This window comes from Methylobacterium carpenticola, assembly GCF_042748905.1.
GTDB lineage: Bacteria > Pseudomonadota > Alphaproteobacteria > Rhizobiales > Beijerinckiaceae > Methylobacterium > Methylobacterium carpenticola.
In genome coordinates this window covers 6,102,577-6,119,440 of sequence record NZ_JBHZEO010000001.1, presented here as the reverse complement: position 1 = coordinate 6,119,440, position 16,864 = coordinate 6,102,577, and the positions used below count along the sequence as shown (strand labels likewise).

Here is a 16,864-nt window from a genome sequence, read left to right as displayed (position 1 = left end):
CCCCGGACGTCGCCGTCCGGGGCCCTTCTCACGCGTTCAGCTCAAGCGCGCGATCAGTGCGCGACCAGCCCCGAGGATTCGTCCTCGCCGCGGGCCGGGGTCTTGGGGGCCAGCGCCTCGTCCCACTCGATCGCCTCGGGCAGCCGGATCAGGGCCTTCTCCAGCACCTGGTCCATGCGCGCGACCGGGACGATCTCCAGGCCGTTCTTCACGCTGGCCGGGATGTCGGCGAGGTCCTTGGCGTTCTCCTCGGGGATCAGCACCGTCTTGATGCCGCCCCGCAGAGCCGCCAGGAGCTTCTCCTTCAGCCCGCCGATCGGGAGCACGCGGCCCCGCAGCGTGACCTCGCCGGTCATGGCGATGTCGCGGCGCACCGGGATGCCGGTGATGACCGAGACGATCGCCGTCGCCATGGCGATGCCGGCCGAGGGCCCGTCCTTCGGGGTCGCCCCCTCCGGCACGTGGACGTGGATGTCCCGGCGCTCGAACATCGGCGGCTCGACCCCGAAATCGACCGCCCGCGAGCGGACGTAGGACGCCGCCGCCGAGATCGATTCCTTCATCACGTCGCGCAGGTTGCCGGTGACCGTCATCTTGCCCTTGCCGGGCATCATGACGCCTTCGATCGTGAGCAACTCGCCCCCGACCTCGGTCCAGGCCAGCCCCGTGACCACGCCGACCTGATCGTCCGTCTCGACCTCGCCGTAGCGGAACCGCGCCGGACCCAGGAAGGTGTCGAGGTTGTCGGCGGTCACCGTCACGCTGGTGACCTTGGAGATCAGGATCTCCTTGACCGCCTTGCGGACGAGGTTCGACAGCTCGCGCTCCAGGTTCCGCACGCCCGCCTCGCGGGTATAGCGGCGGATCAGCAGCAGGAGGCCGTCATCGGCGATCGACCACTCCTTCACCGCGAGACCATGCTTCTTCAGCGTGTTCGGGATCAGGTGGCGGCGGGAGATCTCGACCTTCTCCTCCTCGGTGTAGCCGGCGATGCGGATCACCTCCATACGGTCGAGGAGCGCCGGCGGGATGTTGAGCGTGTTCGCCGTCGTCACGAACATCACGTTCGACAAGTCGTAATCGACCTCGAGGTAATGGTCGTTGAAGGTGGCGTTCTGCTCGGGGTCCAGCACCTCGAGGAGCGCCGCGGACGGGTCGCCGCGGAAGTCCATGCCCATCTTGTCGATCTCGTCGAGCAGGATGAGCGGGTTCGAGGTCTTGGCCTTGCGCATCGACTGCACGATCTTGCCGGGCATCGAGCCGATATAGGTCCGGCGGTGACCGCGGATCTCGGCCTCGTCACGCACGCCGCCGAGCGACATGCGCACGAACTCGCGGCCCGTGGCCTTGGCGATCGACTTGCCGAGCGAGGTCTTGCCGACGCCGGGAGGGCCGACGAGGCACAGGATCGGGCCGGTGAGCTTGTTGGCGCGCTGCTGGACCGCGAGGTACTCGACGATGCGCTCCTTGACCTTGTCGAGCCCGAAATGATCGGAATCGAGCAGGTTCTGCGCGCCGACGAGGTCCTTCTTGATCTTCGAGCGCTTGCCCCACGGGATGCCGAGCATCCAGTCGAGATAGTTGCGCACCACCGTCGCCTCGGCCGACATCGGCGACATCTGGCGCAGCTTCTTCAGCTCCGCCATCGCCTTGTCGCGGGCCTCCTTCGACAGCTTGGTCTTCTCGATCTTGTCCTCGAGCTCGGCCAGCTCGTCGCGGCCGTCCTCGTCGCCGAGTTCCTTCTGAATGGCCTTCATCTGCTCATTCAGGTAGTACTCGCGCTGGGTCTTCTCCATCTGCCGCTTGACGCGGGTGCGGATGCGCTTCTCGACCTGCAGCACCGAGATCTCGCTCTCCATGAGCGAGAGCACGCGCTCCAGGCGCTCCGCGACGGTCGGGATCTCGAGGATCGCCTGCTTGTCGGAGATCTTGACCGCGAGGTGCGAGGCGACCGTGTCGGCGAGCTTGGAGGGCTCGTCGATCTGGATCACCGCCGAGACCACCTCGGGCGAGATCTTCTTGTTGAGCTTGACGTAGTTCTCGAATTCCGAGATCACCGAGCGCGCCAGGGCCTCGGCCTCGATCCGGTCGCCGAGGTCGTTCGACAGGGTCTCGGCCTCGGCGGCGTAATACTCGTCCGAGCGCACGAAGGAGCGGATCTTGGCCCGGCCGGCGCCCTCGACCAGCACCTTCACGGTGCCGTCGGGCAGCTTGAGCAGCTGGAGAACCGAGGCGAGCGTCCCGATCGTGTAGATGGCGTCGGTGGCCGGGTCGTCGTCGGTGGCGTTGACCTGGGTGGCGAGCAGGATGTGGCGGTCGGCGCGCACCGCCTCCTCCAGCGCGCGGATTGACTTCTCGCGGCCCACGAAGAGCGGGACGATCATATGCGGGAAGACCACGATGTCGCGCAGCGGCAGAACCGCGTAGGTCCCGGTCGAACCGGGGACGACGGGCTGGCGCGATTTCGGCTGGGTCATTGACTGACTTCCTTGATGATGACTCCCGACGTTCCGCGCCTTCGATCAATCGGCGAGAAGCACACGGTACGGGGGGACGACCGGGCCGCAGGGTCGGAGGGGGGAGGCGGCCGGGCCGCGGCACCGCACCTCCGAGTGAGCATGCGGCCGCCGCGTTAGCTCTCAGGTGGTTGCGGGCGCTGTGTCTTTCAAGCGCCGTGCCACCCCGGCCGCATGGGAGTTGAGACAGGAAAGGCCGCCGCTTCTGCGGCGGCCTTTCCAAGCCGTCAGGCGCTCACGCTCGCCGGGGCATCCTTGTTGCGGTCCCCGTGGATGTAGAGCGGTCTTGCCTTGCCCTCGACCACCTCGGGGCCGATGACCACCTGCTCGACCGACTCGAGGCCCGGCAGGTCGTACATCGTTTCCAAGAGGATGCTCTCCAGGATGGAGCGCAGGCCGCGGGCGCCGGTCTTGCGCTCGATCGCCTTGCGGGCGACCAGCGTCAGCGCCTCTTCCTGGAACGTCAGATCGACGTTCTCCATCTCGAACAGGCGCTGGTACTGCTTGACCAGTGCGTTCTTGGGTTCCTGGAGGATCCGCTTGAGGGCGGTCTCGTCGAGGTCCTCGAGGGTGGCGAGCACCGGCAGGCGGCCGACGAATTCGGGGATCAGACCGAATTTCAGCAGATCCTCGGGCTCGACGTTGCGGAAGATCTCGCCGGTGCGGCGGTCATCCGGGGCCTGCACGGTGGCGCCGAAGCCGATCGACGTGCCCTTGCCGCGGGCCGAGATGATCCGCTCCAGCCCCGCGAAGGCGCCGCCGCAGATGAACAGGATGTTGGTCGTGTCGACCTGGAGGAACTCCTGCTGCGGGTGCTTGCGGCCGCCCTGCGGCGGCACGCTGGCGACGGTGCCCTCCATGATCTTCAGGAGCGCCTGCTGCACGCCCTCGCCCGACACGTCGCGGGTGATCGACGGGTTGTCGGACTTGCGCGAGATCTTGTCGATCTCGTCGATGTAGACGATGCCGCGTTGCGCCCGCTCGACGTTGTAGTCGGAGGCCTGGAGCAGCTTGAGGATGATGTTCTCGACGTCCTCGCCGACATAGCCGGCCTCGGTCAGCGTCGTCGCATCCGCCATGGTGAAGGGCACGTCGAGGATGCGGGCGAGCGTCTGCGCCAGCAGCGTCTTGCCCGAGCCCGTCGGCCCGATCAGCAGGATGTTCGACTTCGCGAGTTCGACGTCGTTGTGCTTCGTCGCGTGCGCCAGCCGCTTGTAGTGGTTGTGTACCGCGACGGACAGCACCTTCTTGGCGAAATCCTGTCCGATGACGTAGTCATCGAGAACCCGACGGATCTCCTTCGGGGTCGGTACGCCGTCCCGCGACTTCACCAGCGAGGACTTCGATTCCTCGCGAATGATGTCCATGCACAGCTCGACGCACTCATCGCAGATGAAGACGGTCGGGCCCGCGATCAGCTTGCGGACCTCGTGCTGGCTCTTGCCACAGAACGAGCAGTACAGCGTGCTCTTCGAGTCGTTGCCGCCAGCCTTGCTCATATGGGTCTCCAAGTCCCCGACGGGCCCCGCCGAAGCGGGGGCCGCGTCCCTCTAGATAGTGACACCCGACTAAAGAAACAGTCACCGCCTTCGCATACGCGCCGGGTGCCCGACGCAGAACCGCGATGCAAACACGCAGCCACCTCCGGATCAATCCCACGAAAGCGACACGGCCTCGCCAAAAGGCCGCATCGCCCGCGGGATCGTAATCCCTTGGGGGCGGTGCCCGTTCCGGGTCAGGCGGCGGGCGCCGGATCCGCGCGCTTCTGGAGCACCTCGTCGATGAGGCCCCACTCCTTGGCGGCTTCGGCGGTCATGAAATTGTCGCGCTCCAGGCCCTGCTCGATCGCGTCGTAGTCGCGGCCCGTGTGCTTCACGTAGATCTCGTTGAGGCGCCGCTTCAGGGCCTCGATCTCGCGGGCATGGATCAGGATGTCGGTGGCCTGGCCCTGGAAGCCGCCCGAGGGCTGGTGCACCATGATGCGGGCGTTCGGCAGCGCGAAGCGGTGGCCGGGCTCGCCGGCGGCCAGGAGCAGCGAGCCCATCGACGCGGCTTGGCCGACGCAGAGCGTCGCCACGGGGCAGCGGATGAACTGCATCGTGTCGTAGATCGACAGGCCCGACGTCACCACGCCGCCCGGCGAGTTGATGTAGAAGGAGATTTCCTTCTTCGGGTTCTCGGCTTCGAGGAACAGCAGCTGCGCCACGATGAGCGAGGCGGAGTAGTCCTCGACCGGCCCGGTCAGGAAGATGATGCGTTCGCGCAACAGGCGCGAATAGATGTCGAAGGCGCGCTCGCCGCGGCTCGACTGCTCGACCACCATGGGGACGAGCGCGCTGTTGTAGAAGTCGACGGGGTCTCTCATCGGGATGGCCCTGGTGCTGGGGAACCCGGCCGCGCCGCTGCGGCCGGGGGTCGGCGGATCGGTGAGCCCTCCGGGCCGTCCGTCCGCCGCCCGGCAGGGCCGCGGGCCGGATCAGGCCGCGCTGGTCTCGGTGGTGGCATCCGGGGACGCACCGGCCTCGGACGCGGTCTCGGCGGCAGGCGCCTCGTCCTCGTCGTCGGCGAACAGCGCCTCCTTGGAGACCGGCTCCTCGACGAGTTTGACCTGCCCGAGAACGTGGTCAACCACCTTCTCCTCGAACAGGGGCGCGCGAAGCTCGGCCATCGCCTGGGGGTTCTTGCGGTAGAAGTCGTAGACCTCGCGCTCCTGCCCCGGGAACTGGCGAAGCCGGGCGATGAGCGCCTGGTTCACCTCCTCATCCGGCACCTTGATATCGGCGCTCTCGCCGACCTGCGCAAGCACCAGGCCGAGGCGCACGCGGCGCTCGGCGATCCGGCGGTACTCCGCCTGCGCCTTCTCCTCGGTGGTGCCCTCGTCCTCGAAGGTCTTGCCGCGGGCCTTCAGGTCGGCCTCGACCTGCGCCCACACCGCCGCGAATTCCTGGTGCACCAGGGTCGGGGGCAGGTCGAAGGCGTAGCGGCCGTCGAGGGCGTCGAGGAGGGCCTTCTTCACCCGGCGGCGCGACTGCGCGTCGAGTTCGGAGGAGAGCGAGGTGCGGACCGCCTCCTTGAGCTTGTCGAGGCTCTCGAGGCCGAAGGTCTTGGCGAGCTCGTCGTCGATCGTGGTCTCGCCCGGGGTCTGCACGGCCTTCACGGTCACGTCGAAGACCGCTTCCTTGCCCGCGAGGTGCTCGGCCGGGTAGTCGGCCGGGAAGGTCACCGTGACGGTGCGCTGCTCGCCGGCCTTGGCGCCGAGGAGCTGGTCCTCGAAGCCCGGGATGAAGGTGTTGGAGCCGAGATCGAGGTTGGCGTCCTCGGCGCTGCCGCCCTCGAACGCCTCGCCGTCGATGCGGCCGACGAAGTCGATCACGACCCGGTCGCCGGTCTCGGCGTAGCCGCCCTCGGGGCGGTCGCTGAACGAGCGGTTCTGCTGCGCCATGCGGGCGATGGCGGCGTCGACCTCCTCGTCGCCCACCGCGGCGACGGGCTTCGTCAGGGTGATGTCGGAATGGTCGACGAGGTCGAAGCTCGGCATCACCTCGAGGGCGACCGTGAACGCGAGGTCGGCCTTGGCGTCGAGCGCCTTCTCGATCTCGTCCTTGTCCTCCGGCATCTGGATGCGCGGCTCGAGGGCGAGCTTGAGCTTGTTCTCTTCGAGGATCTTCTGGTTGGCCTCGTTGACGGCGTTCTGCACCACGTCGGCCATGAGCGAGCGGCCGTAGACGCGGCGCAGATGGGCGACCGGCACCTTGCCGGGGCGGAAGCCCTTCAGCTGGACCTTGTCCTTGATGCCGGCGAGTTCGGTCGCCAGCCGATCCTCGAGTTCGGCCGCGGCGAGCACCACTTGGAACTCGCGCGTCAGCCCCTCGGCCTTGGTCTCGGTCACCTGCATCGTCGTCGTTCCGCCTCTTTCGAATCCGGACCGCCCTGGCGGATCCCGGACGGCGTCGAGAGAGGTGCCGCGCGACGGGAACCGTCAGTCTGGCGGGCCGGCCCTGATGTGAAAAGCCAATCCGTCGTGTCGCCTTACGGCGCTTGAAGTCGCCGTGCAGCGTATATCGCCCCGCGGCGGTCCGCTGGCGAAAGTGGTGCGGGCGGAGGGGCTCGAACCCCCACGACTCTCGTCACTGGAACCTAAATCCAGCGCGTCTACCAGTTCCGCCACGCCCGCAACGCGCGCGCCCGGGGTCGCCGCGGCGCTCGGGCGGCGCTCTATAGCATGGTCCGTTGCGCACGCAGCAAGAATCTTTCGGGCACCGGGGTTTTCGGCGGGCCCCGCTCGCGCGCGCCGGCCCCGCCCGCTACTAAGGCGCAACCCCGCGAGCGGGCCTGCCTCCCTCAACCCTGCCGAGGTGCCATGACGCCGTCCTTGCCCCCGAAAGGTGCCCTCACGCGCCGCGCGCTCCTCGCGGGCTCCGCCCTCGCGCTCGCGGCGGGGCGGTCCCACGCCCAAGCGCCCGGCCAAGGACAAGCGCCCGGCCAAGGACCCGGCCAAGGATCCGCCCAAGGACCCCGGCAGCCGCCTGAAACGGAGCCGAAGGCGCTGGGCGCGGGGACGGCGACGGCACGGCTGCGGCCGGACCCCGCCGCGGCCGAGACCGCGATCTGGGCCTTCGACGGCAAGGCCGCGCCCCCGGTGCTGCGAATCCGGCACGGCGAGGCCCTGCGCCTGCGCCTCGACAACAAGACCGACAAGCCGCTCGCCCTGCACTGGCACGGGGTCCGCAACGCCAACGCCATGGACGGGGTGGGGGGCGTCACGCAGGCCCCGGTGGCGCCGGGGGCGAGCTTCACCTACGCCTTCACGCCGCCCGATGCCGGCACCTCGCTGATCCGTCCCCTGGTGGTGGGCGGGTCGAGCGAGCCGGCCGGGCGGGGGCTCGCGGGCCTGCTCGTCGTCGAGGAGGCCAAGGGCCCGGTCCTCGACCGCGACGTCCCGCTCGTGCTGCAGGATTGGCGGATCGAACCGGACGGGGCGCTCGCCGCCTTCGGGCAGGCGTCTTTCGCGGCGACGGCCGGACGCCTCGGCAACGCGCTGACCGTCAACGGCCGCCCGGTCCCGGAGACGATCGCGGCGGCGCCCGGCACGCGGCTGCGCCTGCGGCTCGCCAATGCCTGCAACGCGCGGGCGACCCGCATCCGGTTCGACGGGCTCAAGGTCTGGGTCGCGGCAGTGGACGGGCAGCCCACCGACACCTTCGAGCCCCTGCGCGCCACTCTGCCCTTCCCGCCCGGCACCCGCTACGATGTGCTCCTCGACGTGCCGACCGAGGCGGAGGGCAAGGGCGCCGTCGTGGCCCTGATCGGGCAGGGGATCCCGCTCGCCCTGGTGACCCCGCAGGGCGAGCCGGTGCCGGCGCGCCCGCCGGTCGCCGCCATCGGCGAGAACCGGCTGCTGCCGCCGGAGATCAAGCTGCAGAACGCCTTCCGGCGCGACCTCGCCATCGCGGGCGGGGCGAGCCTCGACCGGGCGAAGCCCGAGGCGGCGCCGGTCTATACGGGCGACCCCGCCCGGATCTGGACCGTGAACGGCGCTGCCGGGACGGCCGGTGCACCGCCGCTCTTCTCGGTGAAGCGGGGGCAGGTGGTGGTGCTGGCGCTGACGAACCAGACCGCCTTTCCGCAATCGCTCCACCTGCACGGCCACGTCTTCCGGCTGCTGCACCCGCTCGACGACGGCTGGGAGCCCTACTGGCTCGACACCTTCCAGCTCCTGGAGGGCCGCACCGCCCGCATCGCGTTCCTGGCGGACAATCCGGGACGCTGGGTCATCGGCTCGACCGTGCTGGAGCGCTTCGACACCGGCCTGTGGACCTCCTTCGAGGTCGCCTGAGGAATCCAAAGCCCCGCATCAACGAAAGAGCCCCTCTCCCTGCACGGGAGAGGGGCTCGATCCGGGACCCATGCCGGGACCCATGCCGGGACCCGCGCGGGCGATGAGCCCGATCAGGCCCGGCGCCGGCCGAGGCCGCTGTTCTTGGCGAGCTCGGAGCGCTGGGCCGCGTAGTTCGCCGCCACCATCGGGTAGTCGTGGGGCAGGCCCCACTTCTGGCGGTACTGCTCGGGGGTGAGGCCGCGCGTGGAGAGGTGACGCTTCAGCGACTTGTACTGACGCCCGTCCTCCAGGCTGATCAGGTAGTCGGGGGTGATCGTCTTCTTGATCGGCATCAGCGGAACCGGCTTCTCGGGCTCGGCCGCTGCCGGCTCGCGCAGCCGCACGAGCGAGGTGTGCACGGCGCTGATCAGCCCCGGCAGGTCGGTCACCGGAACGGAGTTGTTCGAGACGTAGGCCGCGACGATGTCGGTGGCGCGCTCGATCAGGTCGATTTCTTGGTCTTGGTCCTGCATTCACATGCTCCGGTTCGCAGAGTGCCAGCCCCATGCGGTTTTGGGCCTCGCACGTCAATATTCATTTTCCGCAATGCGACAGTCTTACACGAGAGATTCGTTTCTGCACCGCAGCGATACGCGGAGATATGGCGCCTCCGCCACGGTCGCAGGGCGATGTCTCGTTATGCGTTAGGGTAATACAGGCATTGCGCTCAGGGCTCGGAACCGCCGCCGACCGACCTGCAGGCCTCGGAACGCGCCGATTGTGCTCGGAGGCGAGCCGCCTCTATAAACCGGCCCTGTCTCAGATGACGCAGGCGTCGAGCGCTTCCGCCCGGAGCGCTCCGCCCGAGCGCCGCACACGCCCCGGAGAGCACCATGGCCGGCCATTCGCAGTTCAAGAACATCATGCACCGGAAGGGCCGCGTCGACGCGGTCCGCTCCAAGGTCTTCGGCAAGCTCGCGCGCGAGATCACGGTCGCGGCCAAGCTCGGCGTGCCGGATCCCGCGATGAACCCGCGCCTGCGCGCCGCGATCCTGGCGGCCCGCGCCGAGAACATGCCCAAGGACAACATCGAGCGGGCGATCAAGAAGGCGGCGGGCGGCGACGCGGAGAACTACGAGGAGATCCGCTACGAGGGCTACGGCCCGGGCGGCGCGGCGCTCATCGTCGAGGCGCAGACCGACAACCGCAACCGCACCGCCTCGGACGTGCGCTCGGCCTTCACCAAGGCGGGCGGCAGCCTCGCCGAGACCGGCGCGGTGTCGTTCATGTTCGACCGCGTCGGCCTCGTCGCCTTCGACGCCAAGGTGGCGGATGCCGACACCATGCTCGAAGCCGCCATCGAGGCGGGGGCCGACGACGTGAAGTCGGACGAGAACGGCCACGAGGTCACCTGCGACCAGGGCGCCTTCGGCGAGGTGGTCAAGGCGCTGGAGGCGCGGTTCGGCGAGCCCCAGCGCACCGCCCTCGTCTGGCGCCCGCAAAACACCGTCGAGGTGGACGACGAGACCGGCGAGAAGCTGATCCGCCTCGTCGAGATGATCGAGGATCAGGACGACGTGCAGAACGTGTTCGTGAACTTCGCCGTCTCCGACGCGCTCATGGCCAAGATGCAGGACTGAAGCGGTTTCCCGCATGGTCCGTGCGGAAGCCGCATCATCAGCCCGCCCGGCGCGGAGCGGGGCTCCGCGCACGCCTGAGCGAAGCCGGGTTCCGCATCGCGATGCGATGGCCATGGCAATCGCCGGGCCATCGATCGGAAATCGGACCACCGCACACGACGACGTGAGGAGACTGCCCCGGGGGCGCCCCAATCCCGTGGTGACCTGAGGTCATGACGGATTGGGATTCCCCGGTGCAGCTCATCTACTGGCCGGACGTGGGAGACGGCGCCGACGAGCGCCCGACCGTGACCCTGCGCGAGGCGATCCGCGCGGCCTGCGCCGCCACGGGCGAGCGCCGCGCCTGGATCATCACCGCGAGCGGCCACATCCTGCGGCCCGGCGAGGTGGCGCGGCTCGCCGCCGCCCTCGACGAGGCGCCCTCCGGCCATTGAAGCGCCGCGCCGCGACCCGCCCCGGCACCGGATGCCCTTGTCCCGATCGGGGGGATGCTGCAAAGCGTCGTCGCCTTCATGCAGGACGGCGGGAGCGGCCCGCCGTCGGGAACCGGCGAAAGAGCGATGCACGACATCCGGATCATCCGCGACAATCCCGCCGCCTTCGACGAAGGCTTGGGCAAGCGCGGGCTGGAGCCCCTGTCCAGCGCGCTGATCGCCCTCGACGACGCGCGCAAGGCCGCGATCTCGGCGGCGCAGGGGGCGCAGGAGCGCCGCAACGCCCTCTCGAAGGAGATCGGCGCCGCCAAGAAGGCGAAGGACGAGCCGCGGGCGCAGGCGCTGATGGCCGAGGTGGCGCGCCTCAAGGAGGAGGCGCCCGCCCTCGAGGCCGCCGCCGCCGAGGCCGCCCGGGCGCTGGACGAGCGCCTCGCCGCCATCCCCAACACCCCGAAGGCCGAGGTGCCGGAGGGCCGCGACGAGAGCGACAACGTCGAGATCCGCCGCTTCGAGGGGCGGGGCCGCATCGCGGGCGGGCGCCAGCATTTCGAGCTCGGCGAGGCGAGCGGCCTGATGGATTTCGAGACGGCGGCCAAGCTGTCGGGCTCGCGCTTCGTGGTGCTGAAGGGCCAGCTCGCCCGGCTGGAGCGGGCGCTCGGCCAGTTCATGCTCGACCTGCACACGACGGAGCACGGCTACACCGAGGTCGCCCCGCCGCTCCTGGTGCGCGACGAGGTGATGTTCGGCACGGCCCAGCTGCCGAAGTTCCGGGACGACCAGTTCGCCGCGATGCCGGGCTCGGCCGAGCCGGGGGCTCCGACCCGCTGGCTGATCCCCACCGCGGAGGTGCCGCTCACCAACCTCGTGCGCGAGAGCATCCTCTCCGAGGAGGAGCTGCCGCTGCGCTTCACCGCGCTCACCCCCTGTTTCCGCGCCGAGGCCGGGGCGGCCGGGCGCGACACCCGCGGCATGCTGCGCCAGCATCAGTTCACGAAGGTCGAGCTGGTCTCGGTGACGGCTCCCGAGCAGTCGGAGGAGGAGCACGAGCGCATGCTCGCCGCCGCCGAGGCGGTGCTGAAGAAGCTCGACCTGCCCTACCGGGTGATCACGCTCTGCACGGGCGACATGGGCTTCGCCTCGCAGAAGACCTACGACATCGAGGTCTGGCTGCCGGGGCAGGAGACCTTCCGGGAGATCTCGTCCTGCTCGGTCTGCGGCGACTTCCAGGCCCGGCGCATGGATGCCCGCTTCCGCCGCCGCGAGGGGCGGGGGGTGGCCCACCTGCACACTCTCAACGGCTCGGGCGTCGCGGTCGGCCGCGCCCTCATCGCCGTGATGGAGAATTACCAGAATCCGGACGGCAGCGTCACGGTGCCGTCGGCGCTCGCGCCCTACATGGGCGGCATCACCCGAATCGAAGGACCACACGCCTGATGCGCATTCTCGTCACCAACGATGACGGCATCCACGCGCCGGGCCTGAAGGTCCTGGAGGAGATCGCCCGGGAACTCTCCGACGACGTCTGGGTCGTCGCCCCCGAGACCGACCAGAGCGGCGTCTCTCACTCGCTCTCCCTGAACGATCCGCTGCGCCTGCGGCGGGTGGAGGACAACCGCTACGCGGTGAAGGGCACGCCGTCCGACTGCGTCATCATGGGGATCCGCCACATCCTCAAGGATCACGGGCCGGACCTCGTGCTCTCGGGCGTCAACCGGGGCCAGAACGTCGCCGAGGACGTGACCTATTCGGGCACCGTCGCGGGGGCGATGGAGGGCACGATCCTGGGCGTGCGCTCGATCGCGCTGAGCCAAGCCTACGGCGCGGGCGGCCGGGCCAACGTGAAGTGGCACACCGCCGCCCATCACGGGGCGCGCACGGTCCGCCGGATCCTGGAAGCCGGGATCGAGCCCGGCATCCTCGTCAACGTGAACTTCCCGGATTGCGAGCCCGAGGCGGTGGAGGGCATCGCCGTGGTGACGCAGGGCATGCGCAACCAGCAGCTCCTCGCCATCGACGAGCGGCTGGACGGGCGCGGCAATCCCTATTTCTGGCTCGCCTTCGCCAAGGCCCGGTTCGAGCCGGGCCACGGCACCGACCTGAAGGCGATCGCGGAGAACCGCATCTCCGTGACGCCGCTGCGCCTCGATCTCACCGACGAGCCGACCCTGACCCGCTTCGCCCAGGCCCTCGCCTGACCGCAATGGGGGAGGGGGCCGCGCATTCCGACGCCGTCGAGGCGGCCGCCTTCGTGCTGGCCCTGCGCGCCCGCGGGGTGCGCGCTCCCGCCGTGCTCGGCGCCATGGAACGGGTGCCGCGCGACCGCTTCGTGCCGGAGGCCTTCCGGGATCTCGCCCGCCGAGACGTGGCCCTGCCGCTCGCCTGCGGCCAGACCATGACGGCACCGAGCGCGATCGCCGCCATGCTGACGGCGCTGGAGCCCGGGCCGGGGGCCCGCGCCCTCGAGATCGGCACCGGCTCGGGCTACGCCACGGCGCTGCTCCTGCGCCTCGGGTGCGCCGTGGTCGAGAGCCTGGAGCGCTACGCGATGCTGGCGGGGGACGCCCAGGACCGCCTCGACGCGCTCGGGCTCGCCGGATCGGTGCGGCTGCGCATCGCCGATGGCTGCGCCCCCGAGAAGGACGTGACGCCCTTCGACCGCATCCTGATCAACGGCGCGCTGCCGGCGATCCCCGACAGCCTGATCCAGCGCCTCGCGCCGGGGGGCCGGCTCGTCGGCGCGATCGTCACTCCGCTGGGCGTGCGCGTCGCCGTGGCGGAGCGCGGCCCCGACGGCCCGCAGCGCCGCATCCTCGACACGCCCCTGCGCATCGCGCCGCTCACGCCCGGCCGCGCCCGCGTGCTGTAGGCGCTTCTCCCGACGTCACGTCGCGTGGCGCCCAGGCCTCGGACGGCGCCGTGGATCCTTATGCTGAAAGCCCGGCGCGCGCTCGAAACGGAAGCTTAACCTGAATGGGATTTGAATCCATCGCATCGGGTTGCGTGCATGTGTGGGTGCGTCGATGCGGGATCGCGGGGCTGGCTACGGGATGAGGACGCTGTCGCGCTTCGCTCTCATCGGGCTGATCGGAGGTGCATCCGCCGCCTGCAGCTCCGATACGATGCGGTTCGGGGATCCATTCTCGAACCCCTTCTCGTCGGGCGGGGCGGCGAGCGCCGAGCCCGGCGCGACCGGCAGCCTGCCGGAGGATCAGGCGGTGGCGCCGGCCGTGCGCAGCTCGCCGATCCGCTCCCAGGCCCTGGCCGCGCCGTCGGCCGCAGCGCCGATGCCCCAGTCGAGCCGTCCGGCTCCGGTGGCACCGGTGCAGACCCCGCGCGCCGTCGCGGCGGCCCCGGCCACCGGCGGGACGGCCGGCTGGACCGCCCAAGGCGGCACCACGGTCACGGTCGGCCAGGGTGACACCCTCAACCAGATGTCGACGCGCTTCGGCGTGCCGTCCACCGCGATCCTGTCGGCGAACGGGCTGTCGAGCGCGAGCCAGGTGACGCCCGGCCGGCAGATCGTGATCCCGGTCTACCATGCGGGCGGCTCCGCCAGCCTGACGCCGCGCGCGACGCCGGCCGCCCAGCCGGCCCCGCAGCCGCGGATGGTGCTCCAGCAGGGCAAGCCGCCGGCCGAGCCGCGCCGGGCCGTGGAGAAGGTCGCGGAAGCCAAGGAGGAGCCTGCGCCCGCGCCGAAGGCTCATCCCCGCCCGGGACAGGCCGCGGCCGCGCCGGTGAAGCCCGCGGCGGTGGAGCGCGCCGCCAAGCTCAACGCCCGCCCGGCCGAGCCCGTCAAGGCCGCCAAGGCCGAGCCGGAGCCGAAGAAGGCCGAGCCCAAACACGAGACCAAGGCCGTCGCGGCCAAGCCCGCGCCGAAGCCGGAGCCGAAGGCCGTCGCCAAGCTCGAGCCCGCCAGGGCCGCCAAGCCGGAGCCGAAGTCCGAGCCGAAGTCCGAGCCCAAGCCCGAACCGAGGAAGGTCGCGGAGAAGCCGGCCGAGAAGGTGGCCAAGGTCGAGCCGAAGAAGCCCGTCGAGAAGGCGGAGGCCCCCAAGCCCGTCGCCAAACTCGAGCCCAAGCCCGAGCCGAAGGTGGAGGCCGCCAAGCCTGCGAAGCCGGCCGAGAAGCCCGTCGCCGCCGAGAAGCCGGCCGAGCCGGCTCCCGCCGTCGCGGCGGTTCCGCCGGAAGAATCCTCCGCGTTCCGCTGGCCGGCGCGCGGCCGGGTGATCGCCGGCTACGGTTCGAGCGGCAACGAGGGCATCAACATCGCGCTGCCCGAGGGCACGCCGGTGAAGGCCGCCGAGGAAGGCACCGTCGCCTATGCGGGCAGCGACGTGAAGGGCTACGGCAAGCTCGTGCTGGTGCGCCACTCGAACGGCTACGTCTCGGCCTATGCCCATAACGGCGAGATCGACGTGCGCCCGGGCGACAAGGTCAAGCGCGGGCAGGTCATCGCCAAGTCCGGCGCCTCCGGCAACGTGACCTCGCCGCAGCTCCACTTCGAGATCCGCAAGGGCGCGACCCCGGTCGACCCGATCCCGAAGCTCGCCAGCAACTGATGCGACTCCGCGCGGCGGCTCCTCGGCGGAGCCGCCGCGCCGGATGGCAGGAACTTCGGTAGCACGCTTCGGTTGGTTCGGTTCACGCGCGGACCAATCCGGCGTCGCCGCGCGAGACCATCGACCGACACCGCGAGGCGACGCTTCGGATCTCACGGGAGATCACCGATGCGACGCCCTGCTCTCGCCGTCACGGCCCTACTGCTCGCCACTCCCGTCCTCGCTCAATCGCTGAGCGAGCGGAGCGGCCTCAACTCCCTGATGGGGGCCAGCCCCTCGACCGCCGATTTCGTGAAGGAGGCGGCCGTCAGCGACCTCTTCGAGCTGCAATCGAGCCAGCTCGCCGCGGAGCGCGCCGACGAAGCAACCAAAGCCTTCGCCGCGCACATGATCACCGATCATCAGAAGACCAGCACCGAACTCAAGACGATGGTGCAGTCCGGCGCGGTGAAGGCCGAGATCCCGACCACCCTCGACTCGGCCCACCAGAGCAAGCTCGACACGCTGAAGGGCCTCAACGGCGACGCCTTCACCAAGCAGTACCGGGCCGATCAAGTGAAGGCGCACAAGGACGCGGTCGACTTGTTCCAGCGCTATGCCAAGGGCGGCGACAACGCCGAGCTGAAAGCCTGGGCCGGGAAGACGGAGCCGAGCCTCGCTCAGCACCTGAAGATGGCCGAGGATCTCGGGAAGTAGGGACCTTGGTCGTGTTCAGCCTCATCAAGCAGTGCCACGTGGCCTACCCATCCGCCGCTCCGTCGCCGGGAACTCCTCCCCCGAGTGGGAGTAGGGCAGGCGATCGAAGATCGCGCACGGGCCTTCGGCCCGCGTGAGGGCGGCTCGGCGTCGGGATCAAGCGCTGAGCGTCGCGTTGCCCGCGGGACGGTCGCGACCATCTGCGGCACCGTCTCCACCCCTTCCCCTCTCCCGCTCGGGAGAGGGGATCCCACGCTTGGATCGGAACCCACGAGCCAGATCCATCGGGACGATGGTGAAGGCCGTCGCGTGGAGCGCGGGAGCGACCGCGCCTCGACGACCATGCCGCACGGCCTCACGAAGGCGAGGAATCGCGGTGCGGTCCGGCCGCCGCGTGATGATGGTCGGAATGGCGCGTCAGGACGCCCAGCCCCACCAGGACCACGACGAGCACGAGAGCGAAGAGAAAAGCCTGCATCACACCACCGTTGTGGATCGGTCGGGCCGATTTCGATGCCGTCCTTTCAAGATCCGCGCCATGCGGGGGCGCTTCGATCAATATTCGACCGGAAACCCGCCGAGCCGGGCCGCGAGGCGATAGGCCTTCTCGCGGCTCAGGCCGCGCAGGATCACGCGCTCGGCGCTGTAGAGGGTGAAGGTCCCGTCCCCGTCGGCCTTGATCCGGATGCCTTCTTCCATGACGGGACATTCCTCCTCGAACGGCCGGCTACGGCAACCGTTCACGCCGGGTTAACGCGCGGCCGTCGCCAAAGGTCGCGACGCGCGCGTCATTTTTGGGCGGCGGGAGGACGCCCGTGGCGCGATCGCTTCGCCGCCGAAAGAATGTTTTGCGAGGAACCGTCGCCGTGCGGTGAAACTTCTCCCCTGGCACGTCCGCTGGACGAGGCTGTTCCCTGTCTCCGAGGGAACCCAAGGAGAAACGACCATGAAGAGGACGACATTGGGCTTGGCCGCAGCGCTGGTTCTGGGTGGGCTCGGTCTGGGCGCCGGCTCGGCCTCGGCGGCCTCGGTCGACGCCGCGGTGAACGCGCCAACCGCCTATGTGCAGATGACCCGCGGCGAGCGCCACATGATGCGCCACCGGATGATGCGCCGGGAGATGCATCACCGCCGGATGATGCACCGGCATCACATGATGCACCGCCGCATGCACCGCATGTAGGCGCCGCGGGCCATCAGGTGC

16 protein-coding genes and 1 tRNA gene are annotated in these 16,864 nt (G+C 69.9%); 9 read left to right on the top strand and 8 right to left on the bottom strand.

Going from position 1 to position 16,864, the window contains the following annotated elements:
• Positions 1–53: 53 nt before the first annotated feature.
• The 5 genes from lon to ACE101_RS28325 form a co-directional block, all read right to left on the bottom strand.
• Positions 54–2,477: an endopeptidase La gene (gene lon, locus ACE101_RS28345; protein WP_379136993.1), complete on the bottom strand. Its 2,424-nt coding sequence runs from the start codon at positions 2,475–2,477 to the stop codon at positions 54–56.
• 266 nt (positions 2,478–2,743) lie between these two features.
• Positions 2,744–4,015, bottom strand: a complete 1,272-nt coding sequence (gene clpX, locus ACE101_RS28340) for an ATP-dependent Clp protease ATP-binding subunit ClpX (RefSeq protein WP_379136990.1) — start codon at positions 4,013–4,015, stop codon at positions 2,744–2,746.
• Between the two features lie 236 nt (positions 4,016–4,251).
• A complete protein-coding gene (locus ACE101_RS28335; RefSeq protein WP_379136987.1) occupies positions 4,252–4,881 on the bottom strand; it encodes an ATP-dependent Clp protease proteolytic subunit in 630 nt (209 codons plus the stop codon).
• 111 nt (positions 4,882–4,992) lie between these two features.
• Positions 4,993–6,411 carry a trigger factor gene (gene tig / locus ACE101_RS28330; RefSeq protein WP_379136984.1) on the bottom strand — a complete coding sequence of 473 codons (1,419 nt, stop codon included), beginning with the start codon at positions 6,409–6,411 and terminating at the stop codon, positions 4,993–4,995.
• Positions 6,412–6,605: 194 nt separating this feature from the next.
• A tRNA-Leu gene (locus tag ACE101_RS28325) sits at positions 6,606–6,690 on the bottom strand.
• 186 nt (positions 6,691–6,876) lie between these two features.
• On the opposite strand from ACE101_RS28325, the gene ACE101_RS28320 reads away from it, so the two are divergent.
• The gene (locus tag ACE101_RS28320; RefSeq protein ID WP_379136982.1) at positions 6,877–8,352 is read left to right on the top strand and encodes a multicopper oxidase family protein; all 1,476 of its coding nucleotides are present in this window, start codon (positions 6,877–6,879) and stop codon (positions 8,350–8,352) included.
• A gap of 113 nt (positions 8,353–8,465) precedes the next feature.
• On the opposite strand, the gene ACE101_RS28315 is transcribed toward ACE101_RS28320, so the two are convergent.
• Positions 8,466–8,867 (bottom strand): Ros/MucR family transcriptional regulator, encoded by a 402-nt coding sequence (locus ACE101_RS28315; RefSeq protein WP_379136980.1) that lies wholly within the window; start codon positions 8,865–8,867, stop codon positions 8,466–8,468.
• Between the two features lie 360 nt (positions 8,868–9,227).
• Between ACE101_RS28315 and ACE101_RS28310 the strand changes: the two genes are divergently transcribed.
• From ACE101_RS28310 to ACE101_RS28280, 7 genes are all read left to right on the top strand, one after another.
• Positions 9,228–9,974: a YebC/PmpR family DNA-binding transcriptional regulator gene (locus ACE101_RS28310; RefSeq protein WP_379136977.1), complete on the top strand. Its 747-nt coding sequence runs from the start codon at positions 9,228–9,230 to the stop codon at positions 9,972–9,974.
• Between the two features lie 212 nt (positions 9,975–10,186).
• Positions 10,187–10,408, top strand: coding sequence for a hypothetical protein (locus ACE101_RS28305; RefSeq protein WP_379136974.1), 222 nt, complete (start codon positions 10,187–10,189; stop codon positions 10,406–10,408).
• A 126-nt stretch (positions 10,409–10,534) separates the two neighbouring features.
• Entirely contained in the window at positions 10,535–11,842 is a 1,308-nt protein-coding gene (gene serS, locus ACE101_RS28300) for a serine--tRNA ligase (RefSeq protein WP_379136971.1), read from the top strand.
• Positions 11,842–12,603, top strand: coding sequence for a 5'/3'-nucleotidase SurE (surE, locus tag ACE101_RS28295; protein ID WP_379136970.1), 762 nt, complete (start codon positions 11,842–11,844; stop codon positions 12,601–12,603). Before serS ends, surE begins: the two co-directional genes overlap by 1 nt.
• Positions 12,604–12,608: 5 nt before the next feature.
• Positions 12,609–13,274: a protein-L-isoaspartate O-methyltransferase family protein gene (locus ACE101_RS28290; protein WP_379136968.1), complete on the top strand. Its 666-nt coding sequence runs from the start codon at positions 12,609–12,611 to the stop codon at positions 13,272–13,274.
• Positions 13,275–13,527: 253 nt separating this feature from the next.
• On the top strand, positions 13,528–14,964 hold the full coding sequence (locus ACE101_RS28285; RefSeq protein WP_379136966.1) for a peptidoglycan DD-metalloendopeptidase family protein: 1,437 nt from the start codon (positions 13,528–13,530) through the stop codon (positions 14,962–14,964).
• 168 nt (positions 14,965–15,132) lie between these two features.
• Entirely contained in the window at positions 15,133–15,660 is a 528-nt protein-coding gene (locus ACE101_RS28280; RefSeq protein ID WP_379136963.1) for a DUF4142 domain-containing protein, read from the top strand.
• A gap of 355 nt (positions 15,661–16,015) precedes the next feature.
• Here the strand turns inward: ACE101_RS28280 and ACE101_RS28275 are convergent, their stop codons facing one another.
• Together ACE101_RS28275 and ACE101_RS28270 are read right to left on the bottom strand one after the other, a co-directional pair.
• Positions 16,016–16,138, bottom strand: a complete 123-nt coding sequence (locus ACE101_RS28275; RefSeq protein WP_379136960.1) for a hypothetical protein — start codon at positions 16,136–16,138, stop codon at positions 16,016–16,018.
• Between the two features lie 77 nt (positions 16,139–16,215).
• Positions 16,216–16,359, bottom strand: coding sequence for a hypothetical protein (locus ACE101_RS28270; RefSeq protein ID WP_379136958.1), 144 nt, complete (start codon positions 16,357–16,359; stop codon positions 16,216–16,218).
• Between the two features lie 247 nt (positions 16,360–16,606).
• Here ACE101_RS28270 and ACE101_RS28265 point away from each other — a divergent pair, with 247 nt between their 5' ends.
• A complete protein-coding gene (locus tag ACE101_RS28265; RefSeq protein WP_379136955.1) occupies positions 16,607–16,843 on the top strand; it encodes a hypothetical protein in 237 nt (78 codons plus the stop codon).
• The last annotated feature ends 21 nt before the right edge of the window (positions 16,844–16,864 follow it).

What these genes read in the sequence shown, in the direction of transcription:
- ACE101_RS28280 (WP_379136963.1), top strand. Translation starts at nt 15,133, where the DNA reads ATGCGACGCCCTGCTCTCGCCGTCACGGCCCTACTGCTCGCCACTCCC.
- ACE101_RS28290 (WP_379136968.1), top strand. Translation starts at nt 12,609, where the DNA reads ATGGGGGAGGGGGCCGCGCATTCCGACGCCGTCGAGGCGGCCGCCTTC.
- ACE101_RS28320 (WP_379136982.1), top strand. Translation starts at nt 6,877, where the DNA reads ATGACGCCGTCCTTGCCCCCGAAAGGTGCCCTCACGCGCCGCGCGCTC.
- ACE101_RS28335 (WP_379136987.1), bottom strand. Translation starts at nt 4,881, where the DNA reads ATGAGAGACCCCGTCGACTTCTACAACAGCGCGCTCGTCCCCATGGTG.
- surE (WP_379136970.1), top strand. Translation starts at nt 11,842, where the DNA reads ATGCGCATTCTCGTCACCAACGATGACGGCATCCACGCGCCGGGCCTG.
- ACE101_RS28275 (WP_379136960.1), bottom strand. Translation starts at nt 16,138, where the DNA reads ATGCAGGCTTTTCTCTTCGCTCTCGTGCTCGTCGTGGTCCTGGTGGGG.
- ACE101_RS28310 (WP_379136977.1), top strand. Translation starts at nt 9,228, where the DNA reads ATGGCCGGCCATTCGCAGTTCAAGAACATCATGCACCGGAAGGGCCGC.
- lon (WP_379136993.1), bottom strand. Translation starts at nt 2,477, where the DNA reads ATGACCCAGCCGAAATCGCGCCAGCCCGTCGTCCCCGGTTCGACCGGG.
- serS (WP_379136971.1), top strand. Translation starts at nt 10,535, where the DNA reads ATGCACGACATCCGGATCATCCGCGACAATCCCGCCGCCTTCGACGAA.
- clpX (WP_379136990.1), bottom strand. Translation starts at nt 4,015, where the DNA reads ATGAGCAAGGCTGGCGGCAACGACTCGAAGAGCACGCTGTACTGCTCG.
- ACE101_RS28315 (WP_379136980.1), bottom strand. Translation starts at nt 8,867, where the DNA reads ATGCAGGACCAAGACCAAGAAATCGACCTGATCGAGCGCGCCACCGAC.
- ACE101_RS28305 (WP_379136974.1), top strand. Translation starts at nt 10,187, where the DNA reads ATGACGGATTGGGATTCCCCGGTGCAGCTCATCTACTGGCCGGACGTG.
- ACE101_RS28265 (WP_379136955.1), top strand. Translation starts at nt 16,607, where the DNA reads ATGAAGAGGACGACATTGGGCTTGGCCGCAGCGCTGGTTCTGGGTGGG.
- ACE101_RS28285 (WP_379136966.1), top strand. Translation starts at nt 13,528, where the DNA reads ATGCGGTTCGGGGATCCATTCTCGAACCCCTTCTCGTCGGGCGGGGCG.
- tig (WP_379136984.1), bottom strand. Translation starts at nt 6,411, where the DNA reads ATGCAGGTGACCGAGACCAAGGCCGAGGGGCTGACGCGCGAGTTCCAA.
- ACE101_RS28270 (WP_379136958.1), bottom strand. Translation starts at nt 16,359, where the DNA reads ATGGAAGAAGGCATCCGGATCAAGGCCGACGGGGACGGGACCTTCACC.